Annotated in this window: 21 protein-coding genes; 9 read left to right on the top strand and 12 right to left on the bottom strand. The window is 64.1% G+C overall.

Annotated elements, in window-relative coordinates:
• Positions 1 to 83: 83 nt before the first annotated feature.
• From dnaN to C0V74_RS01010, 4 genes are all read right to left on the bottom strand, one after another.
• A complete protein-coding gene (gene dnaN, locus C0V74_RS01025) occupies positions 84 to 1,211 on the bottom strand; it encodes a DNA polymerase III subunit beta (protein ID WP_131623405.1) in 1,128 nt (375 codons plus the stop codon).
• A gap of 142 nt (positions 1,212 to 1,353) precedes the next feature.
• Entirely contained in the window at positions 1,354 to 2,106 is a 753-nt protein-coding gene (fabG, locus tag C0V74_RS01020) for a 3-oxoacyl-[acyl-carrier-protein] reductase (RefSeq protein ID WP_143252108.1), read from the bottom strand.
• The gene (fabD, locus tag C0V74_RS01015; RefSeq protein ID WP_143250248.1) at positions 2,106 to 3,044 is read right to left on the bottom strand and encodes an ACP S-malonyltransferase; all 939 of its coding nucleotides are present in this window, start codon (positions 3,042 to 3,044) and stop codon (positions 2,106 to 2,108) included. The genes fabG and fabD overlap by 1 nt, the downstream gene beginning before the upstream one ends.
• Before the next feature lie 24 nt (positions 3,045 to 3,068).
• The gene (locus C0V74_RS01010) at positions 3,069 to 3,896 is read right to left on the bottom strand and encodes an LD-carboxypeptidase (protein ID WP_143250247.1); all 828 of its coding nucleotides are present in this window, start codon (positions 3,894 to 3,896) and stop codon (positions 3,069 to 3,071) included.
• A 62-nt stretch (positions 3,897 to 3,958) separates the two neighbouring features.
• On the opposite strand from C0V74_RS01010, the gene C0V74_RS01005 reads away from it, so the two are divergent.
• Positions 3,959 to 5,374 carry a Mur ligase family protein gene (locus C0V74_RS01005; RefSeq protein WP_143250246.1) on the top strand — a complete coding sequence of 472 codons (1,416 nt, stop codon included), beginning with the start codon at positions 3,959 to 3,961 and terminating at the stop codon, positions 5,372 to 5,374.
• Positions 5,375 to 5,380: 6 nt separating this feature from the next.
• On the opposite strand, the gene C0V74_RS01000 is transcribed toward C0V74_RS01005, so the two are convergent.
• Positions 5,381 to 6,349: a DUF808 domain-containing protein gene (locus C0V74_RS01000; protein WP_143250245.1), complete on the bottom strand. Its 969-nt coding sequence runs from the start codon at positions 6,347 to 6,349 to the stop codon at positions 5,381 to 5,383.
• Positions 6,350 to 6,532: 183 nt separating this feature from the next.
• Here C0V74_RS01000 and rpsF point away from each other — a divergent pair, with 183 nt between their 5' ends.
• The 6 genes from rpsF (at position 6,533) to C0V74_RS00970 (ending at position 11,294) form a co-directional block, all read left to right on the top strand.
• On the top strand, positions 6,533 to 6,898 hold the full coding sequence (rpsF, locus tag C0V74_RS00995; protein WP_131623415.1) for a 30S ribosomal protein S6: 366 nt from the start codon (positions 6,533 to 6,535) through the stop codon (positions 6,896 to 6,898).
• Complete coding sequence (gene rpsR, locus C0V74_RS00990; protein ID WP_126175369.1) at positions 6,898 to 7,122, top strand: 30S ribosomal protein S18; 225 nt, start codon at positions 6,898 to 6,900, stop codon at positions 7,120 to 7,122. The genes rpsF and rpsR overlap by 1 nt, the downstream gene beginning before the upstream one ends.
• A 14-nt stretch (positions 7,123 to 7,136) precedes the next feature.
• Complete coding sequence (gene rplI / locus C0V74_RS00985; RefSeq protein WP_143250244.1) at positions 7,137 to 7,745, top strand: 50S ribosomal protein L9; 609 nt, start codon at positions 7,137 to 7,139, stop codon at positions 7,743 to 7,745.
• A gap of 147 nt (positions 7,746 to 7,892) precedes the next feature.
• Entirely contained in the window at positions 7,893 to 8,921 is a 1,029-nt protein-coding gene (locus tag C0V74_RS00980) for an SDR family oxidoreductase (RefSeq protein ID WP_143250243.1), read from the top strand.
• A 49-nt stretch (positions 8,922 to 8,970) separates the two neighbouring features.
• A complete protein-coding gene (locus C0V74_RS00975; RefSeq protein ID WP_143250242.1) occupies positions 8,971 to 10,407 on the top strand; it encodes an AMP nucleosidase in 1,437 nt (478 codons plus the stop codon).
• A 41-nt stretch (positions 10,408 to 10,448) separates the two neighbouring features.
• A complete protein-coding gene (locus tag C0V74_RS00970; protein WP_246844911.1) occupies positions 10,449 to 11,294 on the top strand; it encodes an SDR family oxidoreductase in 846 nt (281 codons plus the stop codon).
• Here the strand turns inward: C0V74_RS00970 and C0V74_RS00965 are convergent.
• Positions 11,245 to 13,095, bottom strand: a complete 1,851-nt coding sequence (locus C0V74_RS00965) for a M2 family metallopeptidase (RefSeq protein WP_143250240.1) — start codon at positions 13,093 to 13,095, stop codon at positions 11,245 to 11,247. The two genes, C0V74_RS00970 and C0V74_RS00965, sit on opposite strands and share 50 nt — an antisense overlap.
• A 75-nt stretch (positions 13,096 to 13,170) precedes the next feature.
• Entirely contained in the window at positions 13,171 to 13,926 is a 756-nt protein-coding gene (locus C0V74_RS00960; RefSeq protein ID WP_207912420.1) for an alpha/beta fold hydrolase, read from the bottom strand.
• A 346-nt stretch (positions 13,927 to 14,272) separates the two neighbouring features.
• On the opposite strand from C0V74_RS00960, the gene C0V74_RS00955 reads away from it, so the two are divergent.
• Positions 14,273 to 15,355: an HlyD family secretion protein gene (locus C0V74_RS00955; protein ID WP_131623423.1), complete on the top strand. Its 1,083-nt coding sequence runs from the start codon at positions 14,273 to 14,275 to the stop codon at positions 15,353 to 15,355.
• Between the two features lie 70 nt (positions 15,356 to 15,425).
• Here the strand turns inward: C0V74_RS00955 and C0V74_RS00950 are convergent, their stop codons facing one another.
• The 4 genes from C0V74_RS00950 to trmD all read right to left on the bottom strand — a co-directional run bounded on the left by C0V74_RS00950 (position 15,426) and on the right by trmD (position 18,279).
• Entirely contained in the window at positions 15,426 to 16,007 is a 582-nt protein-coding gene (locus tag C0V74_RS00950; RefSeq protein ID WP_143250239.1) for a hypothetical protein, read from the bottom strand.
• Positions 16,004 to 17,029, bottom strand: coding sequence for an aspartate-semialdehyde dehydrogenase (locus tag C0V74_RS00945; RefSeq protein WP_143250238.1), 1,026 nt, complete (start codon positions 17,027 to 17,029; stop codon positions 16,004 to 16,006). The genes C0V74_RS00950 and C0V74_RS00945 overlap by 4 nt, the downstream gene beginning before the upstream one ends.
• Positions 17,030 to 17,170: 141 nt before the next feature.
• Complete coding sequence (gene rplS, locus C0V74_RS00940) at positions 17,171 to 17,542, bottom strand: 50S ribosomal protein L19 (protein WP_131623429.1); 372 nt, start codon at positions 17,540 to 17,542, stop codon at positions 17,171 to 17,173.
• Positions 17,539 to 18,279: a tRNA (guanosine(37)-N1)-methyltransferase TrmD gene (gene trmD / locus C0V74_RS00935; protein ID WP_143252107.1), complete on the bottom strand. Its 741-nt coding sequence runs from the start codon at positions 18,277 to 18,279 to the stop codon at positions 17,539 to 17,541. Before trmD ends, rplS begins: the two co-directional genes overlap by 4 nt.
• Positions 18,280 to 18,319: 40 nt before the next feature.
• On the opposite strand from trmD, the gene C0V74_RS00930 reads away from it, so the two are divergent.
• Positions 18,320 to 19,246: an NAD(P)/FAD-dependent oxidoreductase gene (locus tag C0V74_RS00930; protein ID WP_143250237.1), complete on the top strand. Its 927-nt coding sequence runs from the start codon at positions 18,320 to 18,322 to the stop codon at positions 19,244 to 19,246.
• Here C0V74_RS00930 and glmU read toward each other — a convergent pair.
• The gene (gene glmU, locus C0V74_RS00925; protein ID WP_143250236.1) at positions 19,243 to 20,601 is read right to left on the bottom strand and encodes a bifunctional UDP-N-acetylglucosamine diphosphorylase/glucosamine-1-phosphate N-acetyltransferase GlmU; all 1,359 of its coding nucleotides are present in this window, start codon (positions 20,599 to 20,601) and stop codon (positions 19,243 to 19,245) included. The two genes, C0V74_RS00930 and glmU, sit on opposite strands and share 4 nt — an antisense overlap.
• Between the last annotated feature and the right edge of the window lie 18 nt (positions 20,602 to 20,619).

The following is a 20,619-nucleotide window of genomic DNA, read 5'->3' as shown; positions in this document are numbered from 1 at the left end:
GCTGGGATTTCGTGCCCAAACACCTCGCCTGCCGGCACGAGGCCCCAGCGGGCGCTGGGGCCACGCGGCGTCTCAGCGCGTCATCACACCCGCATCGGCATCAGCACGTACAGCGCGGGGCTGTTCTCGTCCTGACGGATCAGCGTGGGCGCGCCCGGGTCTGCGAGGTGCAGTTCCACCGTGTCGCCGTCGATCTGGTGGAGGATGTCCTTCAGGTAATTGGCGTTGAACCCGATCTCCATCCCGTCGGAACGGTAGTCAGCCGGGACTTCCTCGGCCGCGGTGCCGTTGTCGGGTGAGGTGACCGACAGCGTGACCTTGTCGTTCTCCAGACCCATCTTGACCGCGCGGGTCTTTTCGGTGGCGATGGTCGCCACCCGGTCCACGCCGGCGTAGAAGCTTTTCGGGTCGAGCTTCAGCAGCTTGTCATTCCCGGTCGGGATCACCCGACTGTAATCCGGGAACGTGCCGTCGATCAGCTTGCTGGTCAGCACCACTCCGCCTTCGCCGCCCAGGGTGAAGCGGATCTTGCTCGCGGACAGGTCGATCTGGACATTGCCGTCCAGCGCTTCCTCCAGCAGCTTGCGCAGTTCGGCCACGGCTTTGCGCGGCACGATCACGTCAGGCATCCCTTCCGCGCCATCGGGCCGGGGGATGGTGAAGCGGGCCAGGCGGTGGCCGTCGGTCGCGGCGGCCTTCAGCACCGGCTGCTCGTCGTCCGAGACATGCAGGAAAATGCCGTTGAGATAATACCGCGTTTCTTCGGTCGAGATCGCAAAGCGCGTACGGTCGATCAGTTCGGCCAGCGTCTTGGCCGGCAGTTCGAAGCTGGTCGGCAGGTCGCCTTCGACGATCACCGGGAAATCGTCGCGCGGGAGGGTCGGCAGCGAGAACCGGCTGCGCCCCGCCTTCACCGTCATCCGGTTCTCGGCCGTCTCCAGGCTGACCTGGCTGCCTTCCTGCAGCTTGCGCGCGATATCGAACAACAGGTGCGCCGATACGGTGATCGCGCCGGACTGTTCGACGCTGGCGGCGGCCATATTCTCCACCACCTGCAGGTCAAGGTCCGTCGCCATGACTTTCAGCGTGCCGCCGTCGGAGGCGTCGAGCAGCACGTTCGACAGGATCGGGATCGTGTTGCGGCGCTCCACCACCGATTGCACGTGGGACAGGCAGCGCAGCAGCGTCGCGCGTTCGATCGTGGCTTTCATCGGATCCTACTCTTACCCCTCACGCGCCCTACGAACGCGGGCGCCGGAAATTGCCCGGATATCCTTAGCGGGGAGGTGGCTGTGGGCAAGGATCAAGCCCGCGCCCTGAGCCCCTCTGGCCGATTCCCTTGGGGATAAGCCGCTACGACAGCATCGCCATGCCGCCGTTGACGTGAAGCGTCTGCCCGGTGACATAGCCGGCCTCGCGACTGGCGAGATATGCGACCGCGGCGCCGATGTCCTCGCCCTCCCCCATCCGGCCTATCGGGATGCGGCCGTTGAGCGCTTCCTTCTGCGCATCGGGCAGCTGGTCGGTCATGGCGGTGCGGATGAAGCCGGGGGCCACGCAGTTGACGGTGATGCCCCGGCTGGCGACTTCCTGCGCCAGCGCCTTGGACATCGCGGTCAGCCCGCCCTTGGCCGCAGCGTAATTGGCCTGGCCCGGATTGCCGGTCGCGCCGACGACGCTGGTGATGGTGACGATCCGCCCGAACCGCGCCTTCATCATCGGCTTGCACGATGCGCGCATCAGCCGGAACGCGGCCTCCAGATTGATCCGGATCACCTGGTCCCACTCGTCATCCTTCATCCGCATGGTCAAGTTGTCGCGGGTAATGCCCGCATTGTTGACCAGGATGTCGAGCTTGCCGAAGGTGTCGATCGCCGCCGGGATCAGTTCCTCGACCTGCGTGGTGTTCGACAGGTCGCAGGTGATCTCGACATGATCGAGGTGCGATTCGGCGATCAGTTCCTCGCGAAACGCGCGCAGCTTCGCACTGTTGGAACCCGACAGCGCCAGCCGCGCGCCCTGGCGTGACAGGCTCCGCGCGATCGCCGATCCGATCCCACCGCTGGCTCCGGTGACCAGCGCCGTCATCCCTTCAAGGTTGAACATCATCCGATCTCCTTCGCCAATGCCTCGATGTCGGCCATCGTCACCACGCTGGTGACCTTGGCGTCCGGATCGATCCGCCCGATCATCGGGCCGAGCACCTTGCCGCCGAGCTCCACGAACTCTTCGACCCCCGCTTCCCGCATCGCCAGCACGCTTTCACGCCAGCGGACGCGGCCGCATACCTGTTCGACCAGCAGGCTCCGCTCCTGGTCAGGTTCAATCACTTGTGCGGCAAGGACGTTGGCATAAACGGGCAGCCGGAAAGCCTGAGGCGGCACTTTTGCAAGCGCCTCGGCCATCGCGTCCGCCGCCGGCTGCATCAGATCACAGTGGAACGGCGCTGAAACCGGCAGCAGCACCCCCCGCTTGATGCCGTGGTCTTTCACCATCGCGACGGCCCGCTCGATCGCCTCGCGATGCCCGGACAGCACCACCTGCGTTGGGTCGTTGTCGTTGGCGACCTGGCAGACCTGCCCCTCGGCGGCCGCCTCGGCGAGTGCCTGCGCCTTGTCCAGATCGGCGCCCAGCAAGGCGCACATCGCCCCCACCCCTACGGGCACCGCCGCCTGCATAGCCTGCCCGCGCAGCTTCAGCAGCCGGGCCGTATCGGCGAGCGAGAACGCGCCCACCGAACACAGCGCGGTGTATTCGCCCAAGCTATGCCCCGCGACGCAATCGGCCGCCTGGGTCAGCGTGATTCCGCCTTCCTTTTCAAGCACCCGCAGGACCGCGATGGCGTGCGCCATGATCGCGGGCTGAGCGTTTTCGGTCAGGGTCAGCTGGTCTTCGGGACCGTCCGACATGATGGCGAACAGCTTCTGGCCGAGCGCGTCGTCGACCTCCTCGAACACCTCGCGCGCGATCTGGCTCGACTGCGCCAGTTCGGTGCCCATGCCTACTTTCTGGCTGCCTTGCCCCGGAAAGACGAACGCTCTCATCGTGATCTCCTCTGGCCGGTGCGACTATGCGCGGTGGGCACTCGCGGCAAGACCGAAGGGGACGATCCGGTTCGCCGGATGGTGCCCGACCTCGGCGCGGCCGAGGTACGGAATATCGGCGGAAGCACACCAGTAGCGCGCGATATCCTCTGCCTCGCTACCGAACGGCCGATCGTTTTCGGGTACCGCGGTCACCATTCCCAACCGCAGGCCGGCCACCCCGTGCAAATGAGCGACCAGGTGGAAAAACAGCCGGTCGATCGCATAAAGATGCTCGGCCACCTCCTCGACGATCACCACGTGCCCCGTAAGATCCGGCATCAGCGGAGTGCCGGTCAGCGCTGTCAGGGTGATGAGGTTGAAGGCGACCGAGGGCCGCTCATCCAGGCCCGGCTCCAGCGTCCGATCGTCGCCCGCAAACCACGCCAGCGCCCGGCGGATCGCCTCCTCGCCCCCGGCCGAGGCGACGTTTCCGACCATCGGCCCGTGTACCGGACGACCAATGCCAGCCTTGTACAACCCAGCCAGCACGAACCCGCAGTCGGAAAAGCCGACAAAGGACTTGCGCGCCGCTGCCTCATTCATTCCCGCGATCGCCGGAAGCGCGATGCGATTGGAGCCATAGCCCCCGCGCGCAAACCACACCGCATCCGCACGGGGATCGTTGGCGCTTTCGATCAGGGCTGCAAGGCGCTGGTCATCCGGCCCGGCAAAGTGTCCTGCGGCAGCAAAGCACTGATCGTGGAAATCGAGCGTCAGGCCCGGAAACTCGGCGGCGGCAAGCGCGGTGACCTTTTCGGCCATGTCGCGGGTGATCGGGGTGGCCGGGGCGCAGATGGCGATGCGGGTCATTGCTGCAGGCCTAGCAGCCGCTTCACAAGTTGTGCATCCCCGACTACGCACCGGGGCACATCATGGATACACCGCTCAAGCCATCCGCCCGCCCCTGGTTCTTCTGCGGTATCGGCGGATCGGGAATGCTGCCGCTGGCGCAGATCGTCCAGGGTCTCGGCGGCACAGTGGCAGGGTCCGACCGCAGCCGGGATCAGGGCCGGACACCGGACAAGTTCGCGTGGCTGGCGGATCACGGTTTCACGCTTTTTCCGCAAGACGGCAGCGGCGTCACCAGCCCGGATCAGGTCGTGGTCGCCAGCGCGGCGGTCGAGGATACGGTCCCTGAGATCGTCAGGGCGCGCGCACTCGGCTGCGACCGCATGACCCGTGCCGAGCTTAATTCAGCGCTGTTCAATGCCGCGCCGGCATCGGTCGCGATCGCGGGCACCAGCGGCAAGAGCACCGTCACCGCCATGCTGGGCTGGATTCTTCATTCCGCGGGGCGAGCGCCGACCATCATGAACGGGGCGGTGATGAAGAACTTCGCCTCGGCGGAGAACTCCTTCGCCAGCGCGCATGTCGGTGGGTCCGAGCTATACGTCAGCGAAGTAGACGAGAGCGACGGATCGATCGCGCTGTATCGGCCGGCGGTGGGGGTGCTGCTCAACGTCAGCCTTGACCACAAGAGCATGGATGAGTTGCGCCTTTTGTTCGCTGACTTTCTGCGCGCATCGGCGACCTGCGCGGTCAACCTCGATGATCCGGAGGTGAAGGCTCTCGCGCAGGGATTGGACGCGATCACTTTTAGCGTCTCAGACCCCTCGGCAAGGATCTCGGTAGAACCAGGTTCAGCCGACTACGGAATGTCAGGCCTGAGTGCGGTGGTGACCGATGGCAGTGACGGGTCCGCGCACCGGCTAAGTCTGGCGATGCCGGGACGGCATAACTTGGCGAACGCGCTCGCGGCCATTGCCGGTGCGGCCGCGGCGGGGGTCGCGCCAAGCGAGGCCGTCGCGGCGCTTACTTCGTTCAGGGGGCTGGCTCGCCGGTTCGATGTGATCGGCACGAGTCCGGGCGGCATTACCGTGATCGACGACTTTGGACACAACCCCGAGAAGTGCGCCGCGACCTTGCGTACGCTGAAGCAACATTCCGGGCGAGTGATCGCGTTCTTTCAGCCCCACGGTTATGGCCCATTGCGACAGATGGGGCTTGAACTCGCTGACACCTTTGCACGAGAGCTTGGACCCAATGACGTGACGATCATCTGCGACCCGGTCTACTTCGGCGGCACGGTGGACCGCAGCGGCGGATCGCAAGATTTGGTCGCCGCGATCTCTGCGGCGGGCCGCTCCGCCGAATACATCGCAGAGCGTGCGGCGGTGGCCGATCGCATCGCGGCCATTGCGCGCGACGGCGACCGGATCGCGATCATGGGCGCGCGGGATGACACTTTGACCGAGTTTGCGCGAGACCTGCTGGCCCGCCTCAGGTGACGACGCTCAGTGCGCTTCGGCTTCCTTGCCGACGCCGTGCCCCATCCGCAGCACTTTGTGCATGACGAACACGATGAGCATGCCGAGAGCCAGGCCGACCAGCGCCGATATCGCTGCGTAAGTGAACCATCCGGCGACTCCGGCGAACGCGCCGGTAGCCTCCTCGACCGCGTGCTGCGCCCCATGCGCCAGATCCGAGGGCGCGTGCAAACCAAGCTCATGCAGCCCGTGAAGGACGATGCCGCCGCCTACCCACAGCATGGCGATCGTGCCGACCAACGACAGCGCGGTCAGCAATATGGGCATGGCTTTCAGCAACGCACGGCCAATTGCCTGCGCGCTCGTCGAGGCGCGCTCGGTCATGTGCAAACCCACATCGTCCATCTTCACGATCAACGCCACAGCGCCATAGACGATCGCGGTGATCGCGATGCCCACCGCTGCGAGGGCGATAGCGCGGGTCCAGAAGCTGTCAGTCTGGGTGGCGACCTCGTTCAGCGCGATGGCCATGATCTCGGCCGAAAGGATCAGGTCCGTCCGGATGGCGCCGGCAATCCGCTCCTGCTCGAACTTCGCGGGATCGTCGATCGCATCCTCAAGCGTCTTACCGTGCTTTTCCCCGCCAAGCTTCTCCAGTACCTTTTCCGCACCCTCGAACGCGAGATAGCTGCCGCCCAGGATCAGGATATAGGTGATCGCCTGGGGCAGCAGCCAGCTCAGCAACAGCGCCCCCGGCAGCAGAAACAGCAGCTTGTTCTTCAAACTGCCCTGCGCAATCTTGGCGATGATCGGCAGTTCGCGCGAGGGATGAAGGCCGGTCACGTAAGACGGCGTGACCGCCGCATCGTCGATGACCACCCCCGCAGCTTTGGTCCCCGCCTTGCCTACGGCAACACCGACATCGTCGATCGACGCCGCTGCGACGCGCGCGATGACCGAAATGTCGTCAAGCAAAGCAACCAGTCCGCCGGGCATTCTGTTCTCCTTGTCCGGCGGCGCCTGCCCCGTCCCAGCCAAGCGCACAAGCCTTGCTTTTGTGCCGCAGGGCGTTATGTGCGCCGCTTCCCCGGGCCGAGCCTTGGGATAGAAGAAAGCCGGAGGGGCCCCTGCGATCCGCGCGGGATGTGCCAGCGATCGGTAACAACAAGGACGTGAGACATGGCTCTTTACGAGCACATTTTTCTCGCGCGTCAGGATCTGAGCCAGGCTCAGGTCGATGCACTGGCCGCGACGGCCACCGAGATCGTCGAAGCAAACGACGGCAAGGTGACCAAGACCGAGACCTGGGGTCTCAAGAATCTCGCCTACAAGATCGACCGTAACCGTAAGGCGCACTTCGTGCTGCTGAACATCGAGGGCCCCGGCGCCGTCGTGGCCGAGCTTGAGCGCCAGACCCGGATCAACGAAGACATCATCCGCTACCTCACCGTGCGCGTCGAAGAGCACGAGGGTGGCCCGAGCGTGATGATGCGCAAGAGTGACCGCGATCGCAAGCCGCGTCGCGACCGTGAGGAGCGCGACTGATGGCCCGCCCGTTTTTCCGCCGCCGCAAGTCGTGCCCGTTCTCGGGCAAGAATGCGCCGAAGATCGATTACAAGGACGTGCGCCTGCTGCAGGGCTTCATGTCCGAACGCGGCAAGATCGTGCCGTCCCGCATCACTGCCGTGTCCGGCAAGAAGCAGCGTGAGCTCGCCACCGCGATCAAGCGTTCGCGCCAGATCGGCCTGCTTCCCTACATCGTGAAGTAAGGAGCGCGCTGACAATGGATATCATCCTGCTCGAACGCGTCGCCAACCTGGGCGCCATGGGCGATGTCGTGACCGTCAAGGACGGCTACGCCCGCAACTTCCTGCTGCCGCAAAAGAAGGCGCTGCGCGCTAACGATGCGAACCGCAAGGTCTACGAAGCCAACCGCGAGCGTCTCGAGACCGAGAACGCGAACCGCCGCGGCGACGCCGAGAAAGCCGGCGAGAGCCTGGCAGGCGCCGAGATCGTCCTGATCCGTTCGTCGTCAAACGCTGGCCAACTTTACGGCTCGGTCAGTGTCCGTGACGTGGTCCAGGGCCTCGAAGCTGGCGGCCACAAGGTGGACAAGCGCCAGGTCGTCTTGGGTCACCCGATCAAGACGCTCGGCATCCACGACATCACCATCGCCCTGCACCCTGAAGTGCACGTGACGGTGAAGGCGAACGTCGCCCGTTCGGACGACGAGGCCGAACTCCAGCGCCAGGGCGTCGATGTGATCGGTGCGATGGCTGAGGAAGAGCGCGGCGAGAGCGAAGGCTTCACCGAAGCCGTCGACAAGTCCCTGGAGCCCGGCGAAATTCCCGCCGATCTCCTGGAGGAGCGCGCAGAAGCTAGCGAAAGCTAAGCCGGTTCGGCATAAGCATTCAAAGGGGCGCCGGGATCACCGGCGCCCCTTTTTTTATGCGCAATTCGTTAGCGCGACGGCCGCATAAGCCCGACTGCGGCACGATACGCGCGCTCAGCAGTAGGGTTGGCGAAGGAGTTTTTCGCCGTGCCCATCAAGCTCAAGCCGCTCAGCCAGCAAACCATCGTGATCACCGGCGCCTCGTCAGGCATCGGACTTGCCACTGCACGACGCGCGGCGCGCGAAGGCGCGGCGGTGATGATGGTCTCCCGCAATCGCGAAGCCCTCGAACAGGCGGCAGCCGACATCCGGTCTGATGGTGGCCGCGCCGCCGTGTGCGTGGAGGACATCTCGGATTCCGGATGGGCGGACCGCGTGGGCGAGGCAGCGGCGCGCGAATTCGGCGGTTTTGACTGCTGGGTCAACGACGCCGCCGTCGCGATGTACGGCGAGTTGAAGGACGTCTCCCTGGAAGAGCACCGGCGGGTCTTCGACGTCGGCTATTTTGGAACGGTCACGGGTTCGCTCTACGCGAGCAAGGCACTCCGCGATCGGGGCGGCGGGGCGCTGATCAATGTCGGTTCGGTGCTGTCGGAGCGCGCGGTGCTGTTGCAGGGTCCCTATTGCGCCATGAAGCATGCGGTGCTCGGCTTCACCGAAGCCCTGCGAATGGAGCTTGAACGGGACGACGCCGGCGTGTCCGTTACCCTCATCAAGCCCAATGGCATCGACACCCCATATCCCGAGCATGCGCGCAACAAGATGGACCGTCCGGCGGCGATCCCGCCAATACTGTACGATCCCGAACTCGTCGCGAAGGCAATCTGCTTTGCCTGCGCCAACCCAAAGCGAGAACTGGTGGTCGGTGGGCAAGGGTTCATGATTACCAAGCTCGGCAACCTCATGCCGGGCGTGACCGACGTCATCATGGAACGGTTCATGGGCGAGTCGGCGCAGACCAGCAGCGTGCCGCCGGAGCCAGGGGCGAAGGATAACCTGTTCGAGCCGCGAGAGGATGGCCGGGTCCACTCTAACCAGAACAACCGGGTCCGCAAAACCAGCCTTGCCCTAGAGGCGCAGATGCACCCCCTGACCACGACCGCTCTCGGCCTGGGCCTCGCTGCCGCGACTGTCGCTGTCGGTCTGATCCGCCCGCGCCAGTCCCACGGCGGCTAGGCACACAACTGCGCTAGGATTGCACGCGCTGCCGCGCTAACGGCAGGTGATGCAATCGGTTGATACGATCCTCGCCCAGTTGAGCGAGCTATACACGCGCGCGGTAAACACCCTGCGCGAGGACATCGTCGCGTATGCGCGCAGCGGCACCCTGCCCGCGTCCGGGCGGCGGATGGACGGCAGCTATGCCTATCCCGAACTGCGCATCCGCTTTGCCGGCGGCGAAGCGGCGCAAGGCCGCGGGCGCGCCTTCGGGCGGCTTAACGCACCAGGCGTTTACGCGACGACCGTCACCCGACCCGCGTTGTTCGAAGATTACCTGCGCGAACAGCTTCAGCATATTACCGGCGACTACACTGTGGAGATGGAGGTGCGGCCGTCGCGGCAGGAAATCCCCTTCCCCTACGTGCTTGATGGTGCCGCGGGCGCGGAAATGGCGGGGATTAGCCCGCAGGATCTCGCACGACATTTTCCGGCCACCGAGTTAGCGCTGATCGGCGACGAACTAGCCGACGGGATCGACCTGAACATCGGCGACACTATCCCGCTGTCGCTGTTCGACGGGCTCCGGACAGACTTCTCGCTGGCGCGTCTGGCGCACTACACGGGCACGCGGATCGAGGATTTTCAGCGCTATATCCTGTTCACCAATTATCACCGCTACGTCGACGAGTTCGTAGACTGGGCGGCGGATCAGTTGGGCGAGAACGGCTGTGTGGCCCTTGCCGGGGCGGGCGGGCTCATGCTGACGGAGCGCCGTGCCAACGCACGGCTCCAACTGTCGGATACCGCGTGGCGGCGGCACCAGATGCCCGCTTATCACCTGATCGGTGAGAACCGATCCGGCATTACTTTGGTCAACATCGGCGTCGGGCCGTCGAACGCGAAGACGATCACCGATCACTTGGCCGTGCTCCGTCCGGAAGCATGGCTGATGATCGGCCACTGCGGCGGTTTGCGCCCCACCCAGAAAATCGGCGACTACGTGCTCGCCCACGCGTATCTTCGCGACGATCACGTGCTTGACCCGGTTCTCCCGCCGGAGATCCCGCTGCCGGCGATCGCCGAAGTGCAGCAAGCACTCTACGGCGCGGCCGAAGAAGTGAGCGGCGCTCACGGCGCCGACCTCAAGCAGCGCATGCGCACGGGGACCGTGGTCACCACCGACGATCGCAATTGGGAACTGCAGTACACGCAGTCGGCCCGCCGCATGTCCCTTTCGCGCGCGGTCGGGGTCGACATGGAAAGCGCCACCATCGCCGGCCAGGGATACCGCTTCCGGGTCCCCTACGGCACGCTACTGTGCGTCAGCGACAAACCGCTGCATGGGGAAATCAAGCTGCCTGGCCAGGCAAACAAGTTTTATGAAGAGGCGATTGCCGCCCACTTGCAGATCGGCGTGACCGCCTGCCGCCGGCTGCGTGACGAAGGCGACCGGCTGCACAGCCGCAAGCTGCGGGCATTTAACGAGCCGCCCTTTAGATAAGGAGGTCTGCGTGGCGGCGTGATATGTCACCTGCCATGAGCATGGACCTGTTGGCGCCCGAAGCACGCTCCGTCGTCGGGCGCGCCGTCATCGTCACCGGCGCGGCCAGCGGTATTGGCCGAGCGACTGCGCGATTGTTCGCGGCGCACGGAGCGCAAGTTGCGGTGACCGATATCGATCAGAGCGCCTGCGACCGCGTGGCTGCTGAAGCTGGCGGCGGCGCGCGTGGCCATGCGCTCGACGTCGCCGATCCCCGAGCGATCGAACAAGAAGTGGCGCGGATCGCGGGCGATTTCGGCGGAATCGATATCCTGGTCAACAACGCCGGCGTTTCGGCATTTGCGTCGCTCGATGATGGTGATCATTACGAGGAAGTCTGGACGCGGGCGCTTTTGATCTTGCTGACCGGCCAGCAGAGGATGGTTCGCGCCGCCCTGCCCCATCTCCGTCGCAGCGAGGCGCCGCGGATCGTCAACATTGCCTCGACCGAAGGGCTCGGCGCGACCGCGGGTGACACACCGTATGTTGCGGCCAAGTCGGGTGTGGTCGGCCTCACCCGGGGGTTGGCGGTCGACCTAGGGAAGGAGGGCATCACCGTAAACTGCATCTGCCCGGGTCCGATCAACACGGGCATGACGGCGAGCGTGGCAAACGAGGCCAAAGCTGAGTTTGCCCGCCGCCGGACTGCGCTTCGCCGCTACGGAGAGCCCGAGAAGGTGGCGCATATCGCCCTCAGCCTCGTGCTCCCCGCCGCAAGTTACATCACCGGTGCGATCATCCCGGTCGACGGCGGGCTGATCGCGCAACGCCTGAACAGAGGCATGCGCGCGCACCTTCTTACCAGCCAGTCGGCTTGCCCTTGTTCTGTTGATCGAGCCACTTCTTGAGCGGCGCGAAGTATTCCAGCATCGGCTTGGCGCTCATTTCACTGGTACCGGTGAACACCTTGAGCGCGTCTGGCCAAGGCTTCGACGCACCCATTTCCAGCATCGCGTTCAGCTTCTGGCCCACTTCCTTGTTGCCGTAGAAACTGCAGCGATGCAGCGGCCCCTTCCAGCCCGCCTGCTCGCAGGCTGCCTGGTAAAACTGGAACTGCAGAATCCGGGCGAGGAAATAGCGCGTGTACGGCGTGTTGCCGGGAATGTGGAACTTGGCGCCAGGGTCAAACGCATTCGCAGGGCGCTCAACCGGAGGGACGATGCCCTGGTATTGCTTCTTAAGATCGACCCAAGCCTGATTATACGTTGCCGGGGTAATCGACCCGTCGAACACGCCCCAACGCCATTTGTCCACCAGCAGGCCGAATGGCAGGAACGCGACCTTGTCCATCGCCTGGCGCAGCAGCAACCCGGTGTCCTTGTCGGCGCTCGGCACCTTCGATTTATCGAGCAGGCCGATGTCAACCAGGTACTGCGGAGTGATGGACAGGGCGACGAAGTCCCCGATCGCCTCATGGAACCCGTCGTTCGCGCCATTGAGGTAGGCAAGCGACTGCCCGTTGTAGGCGCGCTGGTAATAGTTGTGGCCGAGTTCGTGGTGAATGGTGATGAAATCGTCCCCATTCACCTTGGTGCACATCTTGATGCGGATGTCGTCCTTGTTGTCGACGTTCCATGCCGAGGCGTGACACACGACCTCACGGTCCGCCGGCTTCACGAACATCGAGCGCTCCCAGAATGTCTGGGGCAGCGGCTCGAACCCGAGCGAGGAATAGAACCCCTCGCCGATCTTCACCATGTCCAGCGGCGTCTTGCCCTGCGCCTTGAGCAACTCACCGATGTCATAGCCGACATCGCCCGCACCCGCCGGTGCGACGAGTGGGTAGATGTTGCCCCACTCCTGCGCCCACATGTTACCCAGCAGGTCGGCGCGGATCGGACCGGTCTTGCTTTGCACGGCGTCGCCATACTTTTCGTTGAGCTTCCAGCGCACGTACGTGTGCAGCGCCTCGTACAGCGGCCTGGTTTCCTGCCACAGCCGCTCGGTCATCGCGGTGAATTCCGCCGGGCTCATGTCATAGCCCGAACGCCACATGGCACCGGTGTCGGCGAAGCCGAGCTCGGCCGCACCGTCATTGGCGATCTCGACCATTCGAGCGTAGTCGTCCTTCATCGGCGCCCCGACGTTGGTGTGCCAGCTGGCCCACATTTCCGAGAGCTCGGCTGGGGTCCGCTCGAGATTGCCCATCTCGGCCTCGATGTCGGAGCCGTTGATTTCCTTTCCGTTGAGCGTGCCCTTGCCCTTGCCATATTGCGATTGCAGGTTGGTCGCGATCGTGTTGAGCTCAGTGGCTGCTCCGGGGGTGGTCGGCGCGGGTAAGACGATGCCGTTGCGCAGCATATCGAGCTTGCGCTTCACATCGGCATCGAGCCCCGGAAGCGCGGCGTAGCGAGCAGCCTCAAGGGCATATCGGACGCTTTTTTCGGTGCCGACAGCGTTGATTTGAGAGGCCAGCGCATCGGTATCATGCGTGATGTACGTCGCGTTGACCCAGTTCACCCGGCTGGCCTCGACCGTGTAATCGAACAGGTCCTTCTCGGCCGCCGCGACGAATTGCGCCGCCCCGGCAGCAGTCATCGGATAAGCAAGTGCTGTCGCCGGCGCGGCAACGGGGGCGGCATCCTGCGCGTAGGCGGGAGCCGCAAGGGCGACAGCAAGCGCGGCAAGCGCGACGGAAGCGTGCTTCATCATTGACCTCATTGAAAATGCGACGTTCTGAATAGTTGTGACGGATTAACGCCTAAGACCTGAGGGCTGGCTTAATCAACCCGTGAGGAAAGCGACGAGCGCGTCCCCCAGCGCCGGCTCGGTCACCGAGCTCATATGGGTGCCGGGGATTTCGGTCAGCGTCGCGTCAGGCAGCGCGGCGACCAGCTTGTGCGGATCGCCATTATCGCGGTCGTCTGTCCCACATAGCACCAGCGTGGGCATCGCGATCCTGGCCAATTCTGCCTGATCGGTGTCCGCCACCGACTCCAGCAGCAGCCGCGCGGCCACCCGGTCCACCTTTTGCGTCTTCATGAAACTGACCGCCATGAACGCCGGATCTCCGTGCTTCACGTGATCGAACCGGGCGAGCGCATCAAGGAAGAACGCGGCGCGCCGGTTCCACCCGGCCAGTCCTTCCAACCCCATTCCCGCGAGCACCAGTCGCCGAGGGTCCAACCCGGCGATGACCGCCCGAGCGGCCGTGCGGGACCCAAGGGAAAAGCCTACCAGATCGAAATCGTCGAGCGCGAGCTCGTCAACAAGTGCGAAGATATCGCGCACCAGCACGTCGCGCGGATAGGCAGCCGGCTCGTGCGGCTTTGCGCTGGCTCCATGTCCGCGCAGGTCCGGCATGATCGCCTCAAATCCGGCAGCGGCAAGCCGTTCAGCGTGGCCGAACTTGATCCAGTTTGTCCCGGCTTCCGAAAACAATCCGTGCAAGAGCACGACCGGACGCCCAGCCCCCAAGCGGTGCACCGCCAATGGCTGACCATCAAAACCGGATACCGTCGTCAGTGTTGCATCGCCCACTCTGTCATCTCCCTTGGTCACATCGGACGCTGGGCGCCGGTGTGTCGCCAGTTCTGCGTCAGTACATCGTACTCATGCGAGCGGATGCGAGTCAGGTGACGAGTGTTCGACCACGCATCGCTCAGGGTTTCCGAGCCCGGCATAAATAGCTCCGCAGGGCGGTCTGCGCATGATAACGCAACCCGCCGCATTCGCAGCCGCGCTCTTTCGTAACTGGCCGCGGGCAAGCTTCTATCGTGTCGCATGGATTGCGAAAGGCATTTGCCGCGCTCGTCAGGATTGCAATTTGCAACTGTTTGAGCTTTGAACCCCCACATGAAGACCATTGTCATAAGTTTAGGGCTCGATGGCTGACGCAGAGCCCTTCGCTCCAGACAATGTGACCAGCGAGGCGCAGGACGCCCCTGCCAAGGCTGCCAAGCCCAAGCGGCGGATCGGGCGGCTGGCGCTGATGGTGGCATTGCCGCTGGTACTGGTGGTGGGCGGCGGGCTGTACTGGCTGAGCCTTCAGGGCAAGGTTTCGACCGACAACGCATACGTCCAGCAGGACAAGGTGTCGATCAGCGCGGAAGTTGCCGGCAGAATCGTCCACGTCGCCGTCAAGGAGGGGCAGACGGTCACGCAGGGCGACCTGTTGTTCCGCATCGATCCCGCACCGTTTCGCCTGCAAATCCAGGAAGCGGACGCGCAGATCGCGTTAGCGCAGGCGAGCGTCACCGCTTTGGAAAACTCGTCGGACCTGTCCGGCGCCGACATCTCGGCTGCGAACGAAGACATCGGTTTTGCGCAAGCCACGCTCAATCGTCAGCAAGCTTTGTGGCGCCGCGGGTTCACCACCAAGGCCGATCTGGAGGCTGCGCAGCACGCGGTCGCCGAGGCGCGTGAACGGCTGCGGGCGGCACAGGCGCGGCAGGAAGAGGCGCGCGCCCGCCTTTCGACCGGCGCTCAAGTGCCTGACGAGAATCCCCAGATTGCCGCCGGCAAAGCGCAAAGAGCAGTCGCCCAGCTGAGCCTCAGCCGGACCGAAGTGCGCGCCCCGCTAAGCGGCCGGGTCGCGCAGGCAGATCGGCTGCAGCAGGGCCAGCAGTTGGTCCAGGGGGTGCCCGTGCTGACCTTGGTCGCGACCGAGACCACGTACGTTGAGGCGAACTTCAAGGAGACCGATCTCGATAAGATGGCGGTCGGTCAGCCGGCGGAAATTCGCTTCGATGCGTATCCCAACCTGACGGTAAAGGGCCACGTCATGTCGATCGGAGCGGGCACAGGGTCTGAATTCTCGGTCTTGCCCGCGCAGAACGCCACCGGCAATTGGGTGAAGGTCACTCAGCGTGTTCCCGTGCGCATCGCCATTGACGGCAAACCCCCACGCCAGATGATCGCCGGACTATCGACCGACGTGACGGTCTTCACAGACGGCCGCAAGCGTTAAGACAGTGTCCGCCGTCCGCGTCTGGCGTTGAGCGTGTGCCGCGGCAATCTGACGAAACGCTGGTGCTCGTTCAACGGAAGAAACAGTTCTGCCCGGCATAAAGGCTCGCGATCTTCGCGTCGCGACCCTCGCCTTCAACGAATCCCCGGATCGCGCGGCCGTCAGCGGCGAGGTACTCGAACTCACCGTCAAGCGTGCTGTTCTCCATCATTCGCGCACTTCGCGCGATCTTGAGGTCGCGCATCGGCTTGCCCGGCATCACGCTGTCGCTGGTCAGGACGCCTTCTCCTTCGCGAGCCATCCAGCCGACGAGCTCGCCATCCTGGAAATTGAGCGTGATCGGCCCGTAGCGCGCGAACTCCATAGGACCTGCGCCGCACTCGTCATTCCGACTGTCTTCGGGCGCGCCGAACACTCTGGCTGCCACCGGCTCGATCGACTCGCGCGGCGTGCCGAACGTAAACTCACCGGTCTTGCCGCCCGGCAGATCAAAAATGACGCCTTGTGCATCGACGATCGCCTTTCCCTGGCGCTTCGCGCTGACGCCAGCAGACTTGTCTATCTTCGATACATCAGACGTCGGGGCGCTGTCCACCTGACCACAACTGGCAAGCACCAGCGCGGCGAGCACCAAAAGGGGTCGCAAGGTCACCCTTTCTTCAGGTGCCGCCGACCGAGCAGTTCGGCAATCTGTACCGCGTTCAATGCGGCACCCTTCCGCAGGTTATCGGACACGCACCAGATGTTGAGCCCGTTCTCCACCGTGGGATCCTCGCGCACCCGGCTGACGAAGGTGGCGCCGTCACCGACGCACTCGACCGGCGTGACATAGCCGCCGTCCTCACGCTTATCGATCAGCATCACGCCCGGCGCCTCGCGCAGGATGTCCATTGCCTGTTGCGCGGAGATTTCGCGCTCGAACTCCACGTTCACCGATTCGGAGTGGCCCACGAACACCGGCACGCGTACGCACGTGGCTGTGACCTTGATCTTGGGGTCGAGGATCTTCTTGGTTTCGACCACCATCTTCCACTCTTCCTTCGTCGAACCGTCGTCGAGGAAGCTGTCGATGTGCGGGATCACGTTGAACGCGATCTGCTTGGTGAACTTTTTGGTCTCCACCTGATCGCCGACAAATATCGCGCGGCTCTGCTGGAACAGCTCGTCCATCCCTTCCTTCCCCGCACCGCTGACCGACTGATAGGTCGAGACGACCACGCGCCGGATTCCGGCGGCATCGTGCAGCGGCTTCAGCGCAACGACCATCTGCGCGGTGGAACAGTTGGGATTGGCGATGATGTTGCGTTTGGCATAGCCGTCGATCGCGTCGGGATTAACCTCCGGCACGACGAGCGGCACGTCGGGATCCATGCGGTAGAGCGAGGAATTGTCGATCACCACGCACCCTGCCGCGGCGGCTTTGGGCGCGTATTCCTTTGCTGGCCCGCTGCCGGCGGCAAACAGAGCAATGTCCCAACCCGCGAAATCGAAATGTTCGATGTTGCGGCACTTGAGCATCTTGCCCGTGTCTCCGAATTCGACTTCGGTGCCGGTGGAACGCGAACTCGCGACCGCCGCGACTTCATCGCACGGAAACTCACGCTCAGCCAGGACGGCGAGCATCTCACGTCCGACATTGCCGGTCGCGCCGACCACGGCCACCCGGTAACCCATCGCTACCACTCCTGAAGATTAGCGGAGCAGTCACCTAAGGGCGGCACTCGCGAGAGACAAGCGTTTCCAAGAAACGCGGAAGCAACACGGCAAAAGGCGCCCCGGTCACCCGGAGCGCCCTTCCATAGCCTGAAAGTCTGCTTACTGGCTGACGGGCTGCTTGCGCTCGGCGATACGAGCGCGCTTGCCGGTCCGGCCGCGCAGGTAATACAGCTTGGCACGCCGCACCACACCGCGGCGCACGACCGTCACGCTTTCGACGTTCGGCGAATACAGCGGGAAAACGCGCTCCACACCTTCGCCGAAGCTCATCTTGCGGACGGTGAAATTGCTGTTGATGCCGCGGTTCGAGCGCGCGATGCACACGCCTTCGAAGTTCTGGGTACGCGTGCGGGCGCCTTCGACGACGCGCACCCCCACGCGCAGCGTGTCGCCGGCGCGGAAGGTGGGCATTTCCTTGCCCTGGGTCAGGGCCTCGATGGCTTCCGCCTCGAGCGTCTGGATCAGGTTCACTGGTCCGTGTCCTTCATTTCACGCTGCGCACCAGAGGCAGGTCGGCCCCGAACGCCACAATAGCGTTCCCAAAGGTCCGGCCTGCGTAGCCGTGTATCAGTCTCGGCCATGGCCTTGCGCCAGCCTGAGATTTTCGCATGATCCCCCGATCGCAGCACTTCGGGGATCGTGCGCCCTTCCCATATCGATGGTCGGGTATACTGCGGATATTCGAGCAGCCCTTCTTCGAAGGATTCCTCGGCCCCGCTAGTCGGCGCGCCCATTACGCCGGGCAGCAGGCGAATGCAAGCATCGAGCAGGGCCAGTGCAGCAGGCTCTCCGCCCGAAAGAACGATGTCGCCGAGTGAGACCTGTTCGATCACAGGACGCGCTTCAAACAGCCGTTCGTCGAACCCTTCGAACCGGCCGCATAGGATGACTGCGCCTGGCCCGTCCGCGAGCGCCCGGATCCGTGCTTGGGTGACCGGCGCACCGCGCGGCGTCATGGCAAGCACAGGCCGATGATCCGTGACGCTATCGACCGCCGCCGCCAGAATGTCGGCTTTCAATACCATTCCTGCGCCGCCCCCGGCCGGAGTATCATCGACCGTGCGGTGCTTGTCGGTGGCGAAATCGCGAATCTGCACCGCTTCCAGCGACCAGTCGCCGCGCGCAAGAGCGCGCCCTGCAAGAGAAACGCCCAGTGGCCCGGGAAACATCTCGGGATATAGCGTTAAGACGGTGGCGGCGAAGGACATGGTCTCAAGCCCATGCGCAAGGCCGGAGGGCAAGGCAACAATGACTGACGAAAACACACCCGACGATTGCATCATCATCGGTGCCGGGCCGGCGGGTCTGACGGCGGCGATCTATCTCGCCCGCTATCACCTTTCGATCCGCCTGTTCGACAGTGGCACCAGCCGCGCGGCCTGGATCCCATGCACTCACAATCATGCGGGCTATCCCGACGGCATCGAGGGCAAGGAGTTGCTTCGCCGAATGCGCGAACAGGCGCGCAAGTACGGTGCCGTGCGCGAAGAGAAGCTGGTCAATCATCTTGCCAAGATCGACGACCACTTCGTCATCGGCACCGACAGCGGAACGTACACCGCACGATCGGTGCTGCTCGCGACGGGCGTGGTCAATCGCCGTCCCGCAGCTCTGCCCGACGATGTTCACGACGAGGCGCTCGCCCGCGGCCTGCTGCGCTACTGCCCGGTGTGTGATGGTTACGAAGTGACCGACAAGCGTGTCGCGGTGATCGGCTCAGGCGGGCACGGAAGTGCCGAAGCGATGTTTCTCCGGGGCTTCACGCGTGATCTCACACTGGTTTGCCCCAAGGGCGAACATGACCTGGATGATGGACAGAGACAGACGCTGCGAGAGGCCGGGATTGTCGTCGAGGATGGTCCCTGCGGCGGATTCGCGATCGAGGGCGACACCCTTGTCTTCGACACGGGAACTCGGCGGATGGCGTTCGACAGTGTGTACCCGGCACTTGGCAGCCATGTGCGTTCGGAACTGATTGAACTGATCGGCGCCGATACCACCGACGACGGCTGTGTCCTGACGGATGATCATTATGAAACCTCCGTCTCAGGGTTGTTTGCTGCAGGCGACGTCGTGAAGGGCCTCGATCAGATCAGCAATGCGATGGGCCAGGCCGGGGTGGCGGCGACCACCATCCGCAACCACCTGGCGCGGGGAAAGCCTATCTGGCGCTAACCCGATCTCCGGTCGGACTTCTTCTTTTTCATCGCATCGTGGAAGCGATCGGCCCACCCCGGCTTTACCAGCTGCTCACCGCGCACCATCCGCAGTTCCCCGTCGGCCACGTCGCGACTGACCGCGCTTCCGGCGGCCACGATCGCGTCCGCGCCGATCCTGACCGGGGCGATCAAGGCACTGTTGGAGCCAATGAAGGCGCGTTCGCCGATTACGGTCTTGTACTTGAAGTACCCGTCGTAATTGCACGTAATGGTACCCGCACCGATGTTGGCGCCCGCTCCGACCTCGGCATCGCCCAGGTATGTGAGATGATTGGCTTTCGCACCCTCTCCCAGCACCGCTTTCTTCATCTCGACGAAGTTGCCAACCTTGGCTCCGCGTTCCATCACCGCGCCGGGCCGCAGCCGCGCGAACGGGCCAACCTCGCAGCCCTCTCCCACGATGGCTCCTTCCAGGTGTGAGAAACCTCGAATCGTCGCGCCGTCAGCAATGCTCACCCCCGGACCAAAGAACACGTTGGGCTCGATCGTGACATCCCGGCCGAGTGCCGTATCCCAGCTGAAGAACACGGTTTCTGGCGCTCTCAGCGAGGCGCCGTTCGCCATGGCCTCCTCGCGCTTCAAGTCCTGCCACTGCGCTTCCGCAGCCGCGAGTTCGCCGCGGGAATTGATGCCGGCCACCTCGTCGGCCAGATCGGTGACCACGACCGCGCTCTTGCGCCCATCGCCGCGCGCCACATTGACTGCATCGACCAGGTAGTACTCACCGGCGGCATTATCGTTATCGACGCGGCCCAGCAGGGCGAACAGGTCCGCCCCGCGCGCCGCCATCAGGCCGGAGTTGCACAGCCGGCATGCACGCTCCGCCTCGTTCGCATCCTTATGCTCGACCATCTTCTCGATCGTGCCGTCAGAACCGGCAATGACGCGACCATATTGCAGCGTATCGGCAGGCTCGAATCCGAGCACCACGATGGCCGGAGCATCATCCTGATGCAGGCGGTCGAGCATGCGTTGCATGGTCTCCGCTCGGACGAAGGGCACGTCCCCATAAAGGATCAAGACATCGCCAGCGAAGCCTTCAAGACAGGCCTGAGCCTGTTGCACCGCGTGGCCCGTACCCAGTTGAGGTTCTTGCAGGGCGGTCGTCGCGCGCCCGCTGACCGCCGCTTCGATCTGCTCGCGCCCGCTGCCAACGACCACTACCGTCCGGCTCGGCCCCAGTGCGTCCACGCTCGCCATCAAGTGGTGCAGCACCGGCCGTCCACCGATCGGATGGAGGACCTTATGCAGGTCGCTTTTCATGCGGGTGCCCTTGCCCGCGGCAAGGATTACAGCGGCGAATTCTCTCATGCGGACGCCAATGGCACC

Source organism: Altererythrobacter sp. TH136 (assembly GCF_007065885.1).
Lineage (GTDB): Bacteria > Pseudomonadota > Alphaproteobacteria > Sphingomonadales > Sphingomonadaceae > Tsuneonella.
The sequence above is the reverse complement of the archived record's forward strand: the minus strand, read 5'-3'. Positions and strand labels throughout refer to the sequence as shown.

Bases quoted from the DNA above. Each gene is read 5' to 3' on its own strand.
- dnaN (WP_131623405.1), bottom strand. From the start codon at position 1,211: ATGAAAGCCACGATCGAACGCGCGACGCTGCTGCGCTGCCTGTCCCAC.
- fabG (WP_143252108.1), bottom strand. From the start codon at position 2,106: ATGTTCAACCTTGAAGGGATGACGGCGCTGGTCACCGGAGCCAGCGGT.
- fabD (WP_143250248.1), bottom strand. From the start codon at position 3,044: ATGAGAGCGTTCGTCTTTCCGGGGCAAGGCAGCCAGAAAGTAGGCATG.
- C0V74_RS01010 (WP_143250247.1), bottom strand. From the start codon at position 3,896: ATGACCCGCATCGCCATCTGCGCCCCGGCCACCCCGATCACCCGCGAC.
- C0V74_RS01005 (WP_143250246.1), top strand. From the start codon at position 3,959: ATGGATACACCGCTCAAGCCATCCGCCCGCCCCTGGTTCTTCTGCGGT.
- C0V74_RS01000 (WP_143250245.1), bottom strand. From the start codon at position 6,349: ATGCCCGGCGGACTGGTTGCTTTGCTTGACGACATTTCGGTCATCGCG.
- rpsF (WP_131623415.1), top strand. From the start codon at position 6,533: ATGGCTCTTTACGAGCACATTTTTCTCGCGCGTCAGGATCTGAGCCAG.
- rpsR (WP_126175369.1), top strand. From the start codon at position 6,898: ATGGCCCGCCCGTTTTTCCGCCGCCGCAAGTCGTGCCCGTTCTCGGGC.
- rplI (WP_143250244.1), top strand. From the start codon at position 7,137: ATGGATATCATCCTGCTCGAACGCGTCGCCAACCTGGGCGCCATGGGC.
- C0V74_RS00975 (WP_143250242.1), top strand. From the start codon at position 8,971: ATGCAATCGGTTGATACGATCCTCGCCCAGTTGAGCGAGCTATACACG.
- C0V74_RS00970 (WP_246844911.1), top strand. From the start codon at position 10,449: ATGGACCTGTTGGCGCCCGAAGCACGCTCCGTCGTCGGGCGCGCCGTC.
- C0V74_RS00965 (WP_143250240.1), bottom strand. From the start codon at position 13,095: ATGAAGCACGCTTCCGTCGCGCTTGCCGCGCTTGCTGTCGCCCTTGCG.
- C0V74_RS00955 (WP_131623423.1), top strand. From the start codon at position 14,273: ATGGCTGACGCAGAGCCCTTCGCTCCAGACAATGTGACCAGCGAGGCG.
- C0V74_RS00945 (WP_143250238.1), bottom strand. From the start codon at position 17,029: ATGGGTTACCGGGTGGCCGTGGTCGGCGCGACCGGCAATGTCGGACGT.
- trmD (WP_143252107.1), bottom strand. From the start codon at position 18,279: ATGTCCTTCGCCGCCACCGTCTTAACGCTATATCCCGAGATGTTTCCC.
- C0V74_RS00930 (WP_143250237.1), top strand. From the start codon at position 18,320: ATGACTGACGAAAACACACCCGACGATTGCATCATCATCGGTGCCGGG.
- glmU (WP_143250236.1), bottom strand. From the start codon at position 20,601: ATGAGAGAATTCGCCGCTGTAATCCTTGCCGCGGGCAAGGGCACCCGC.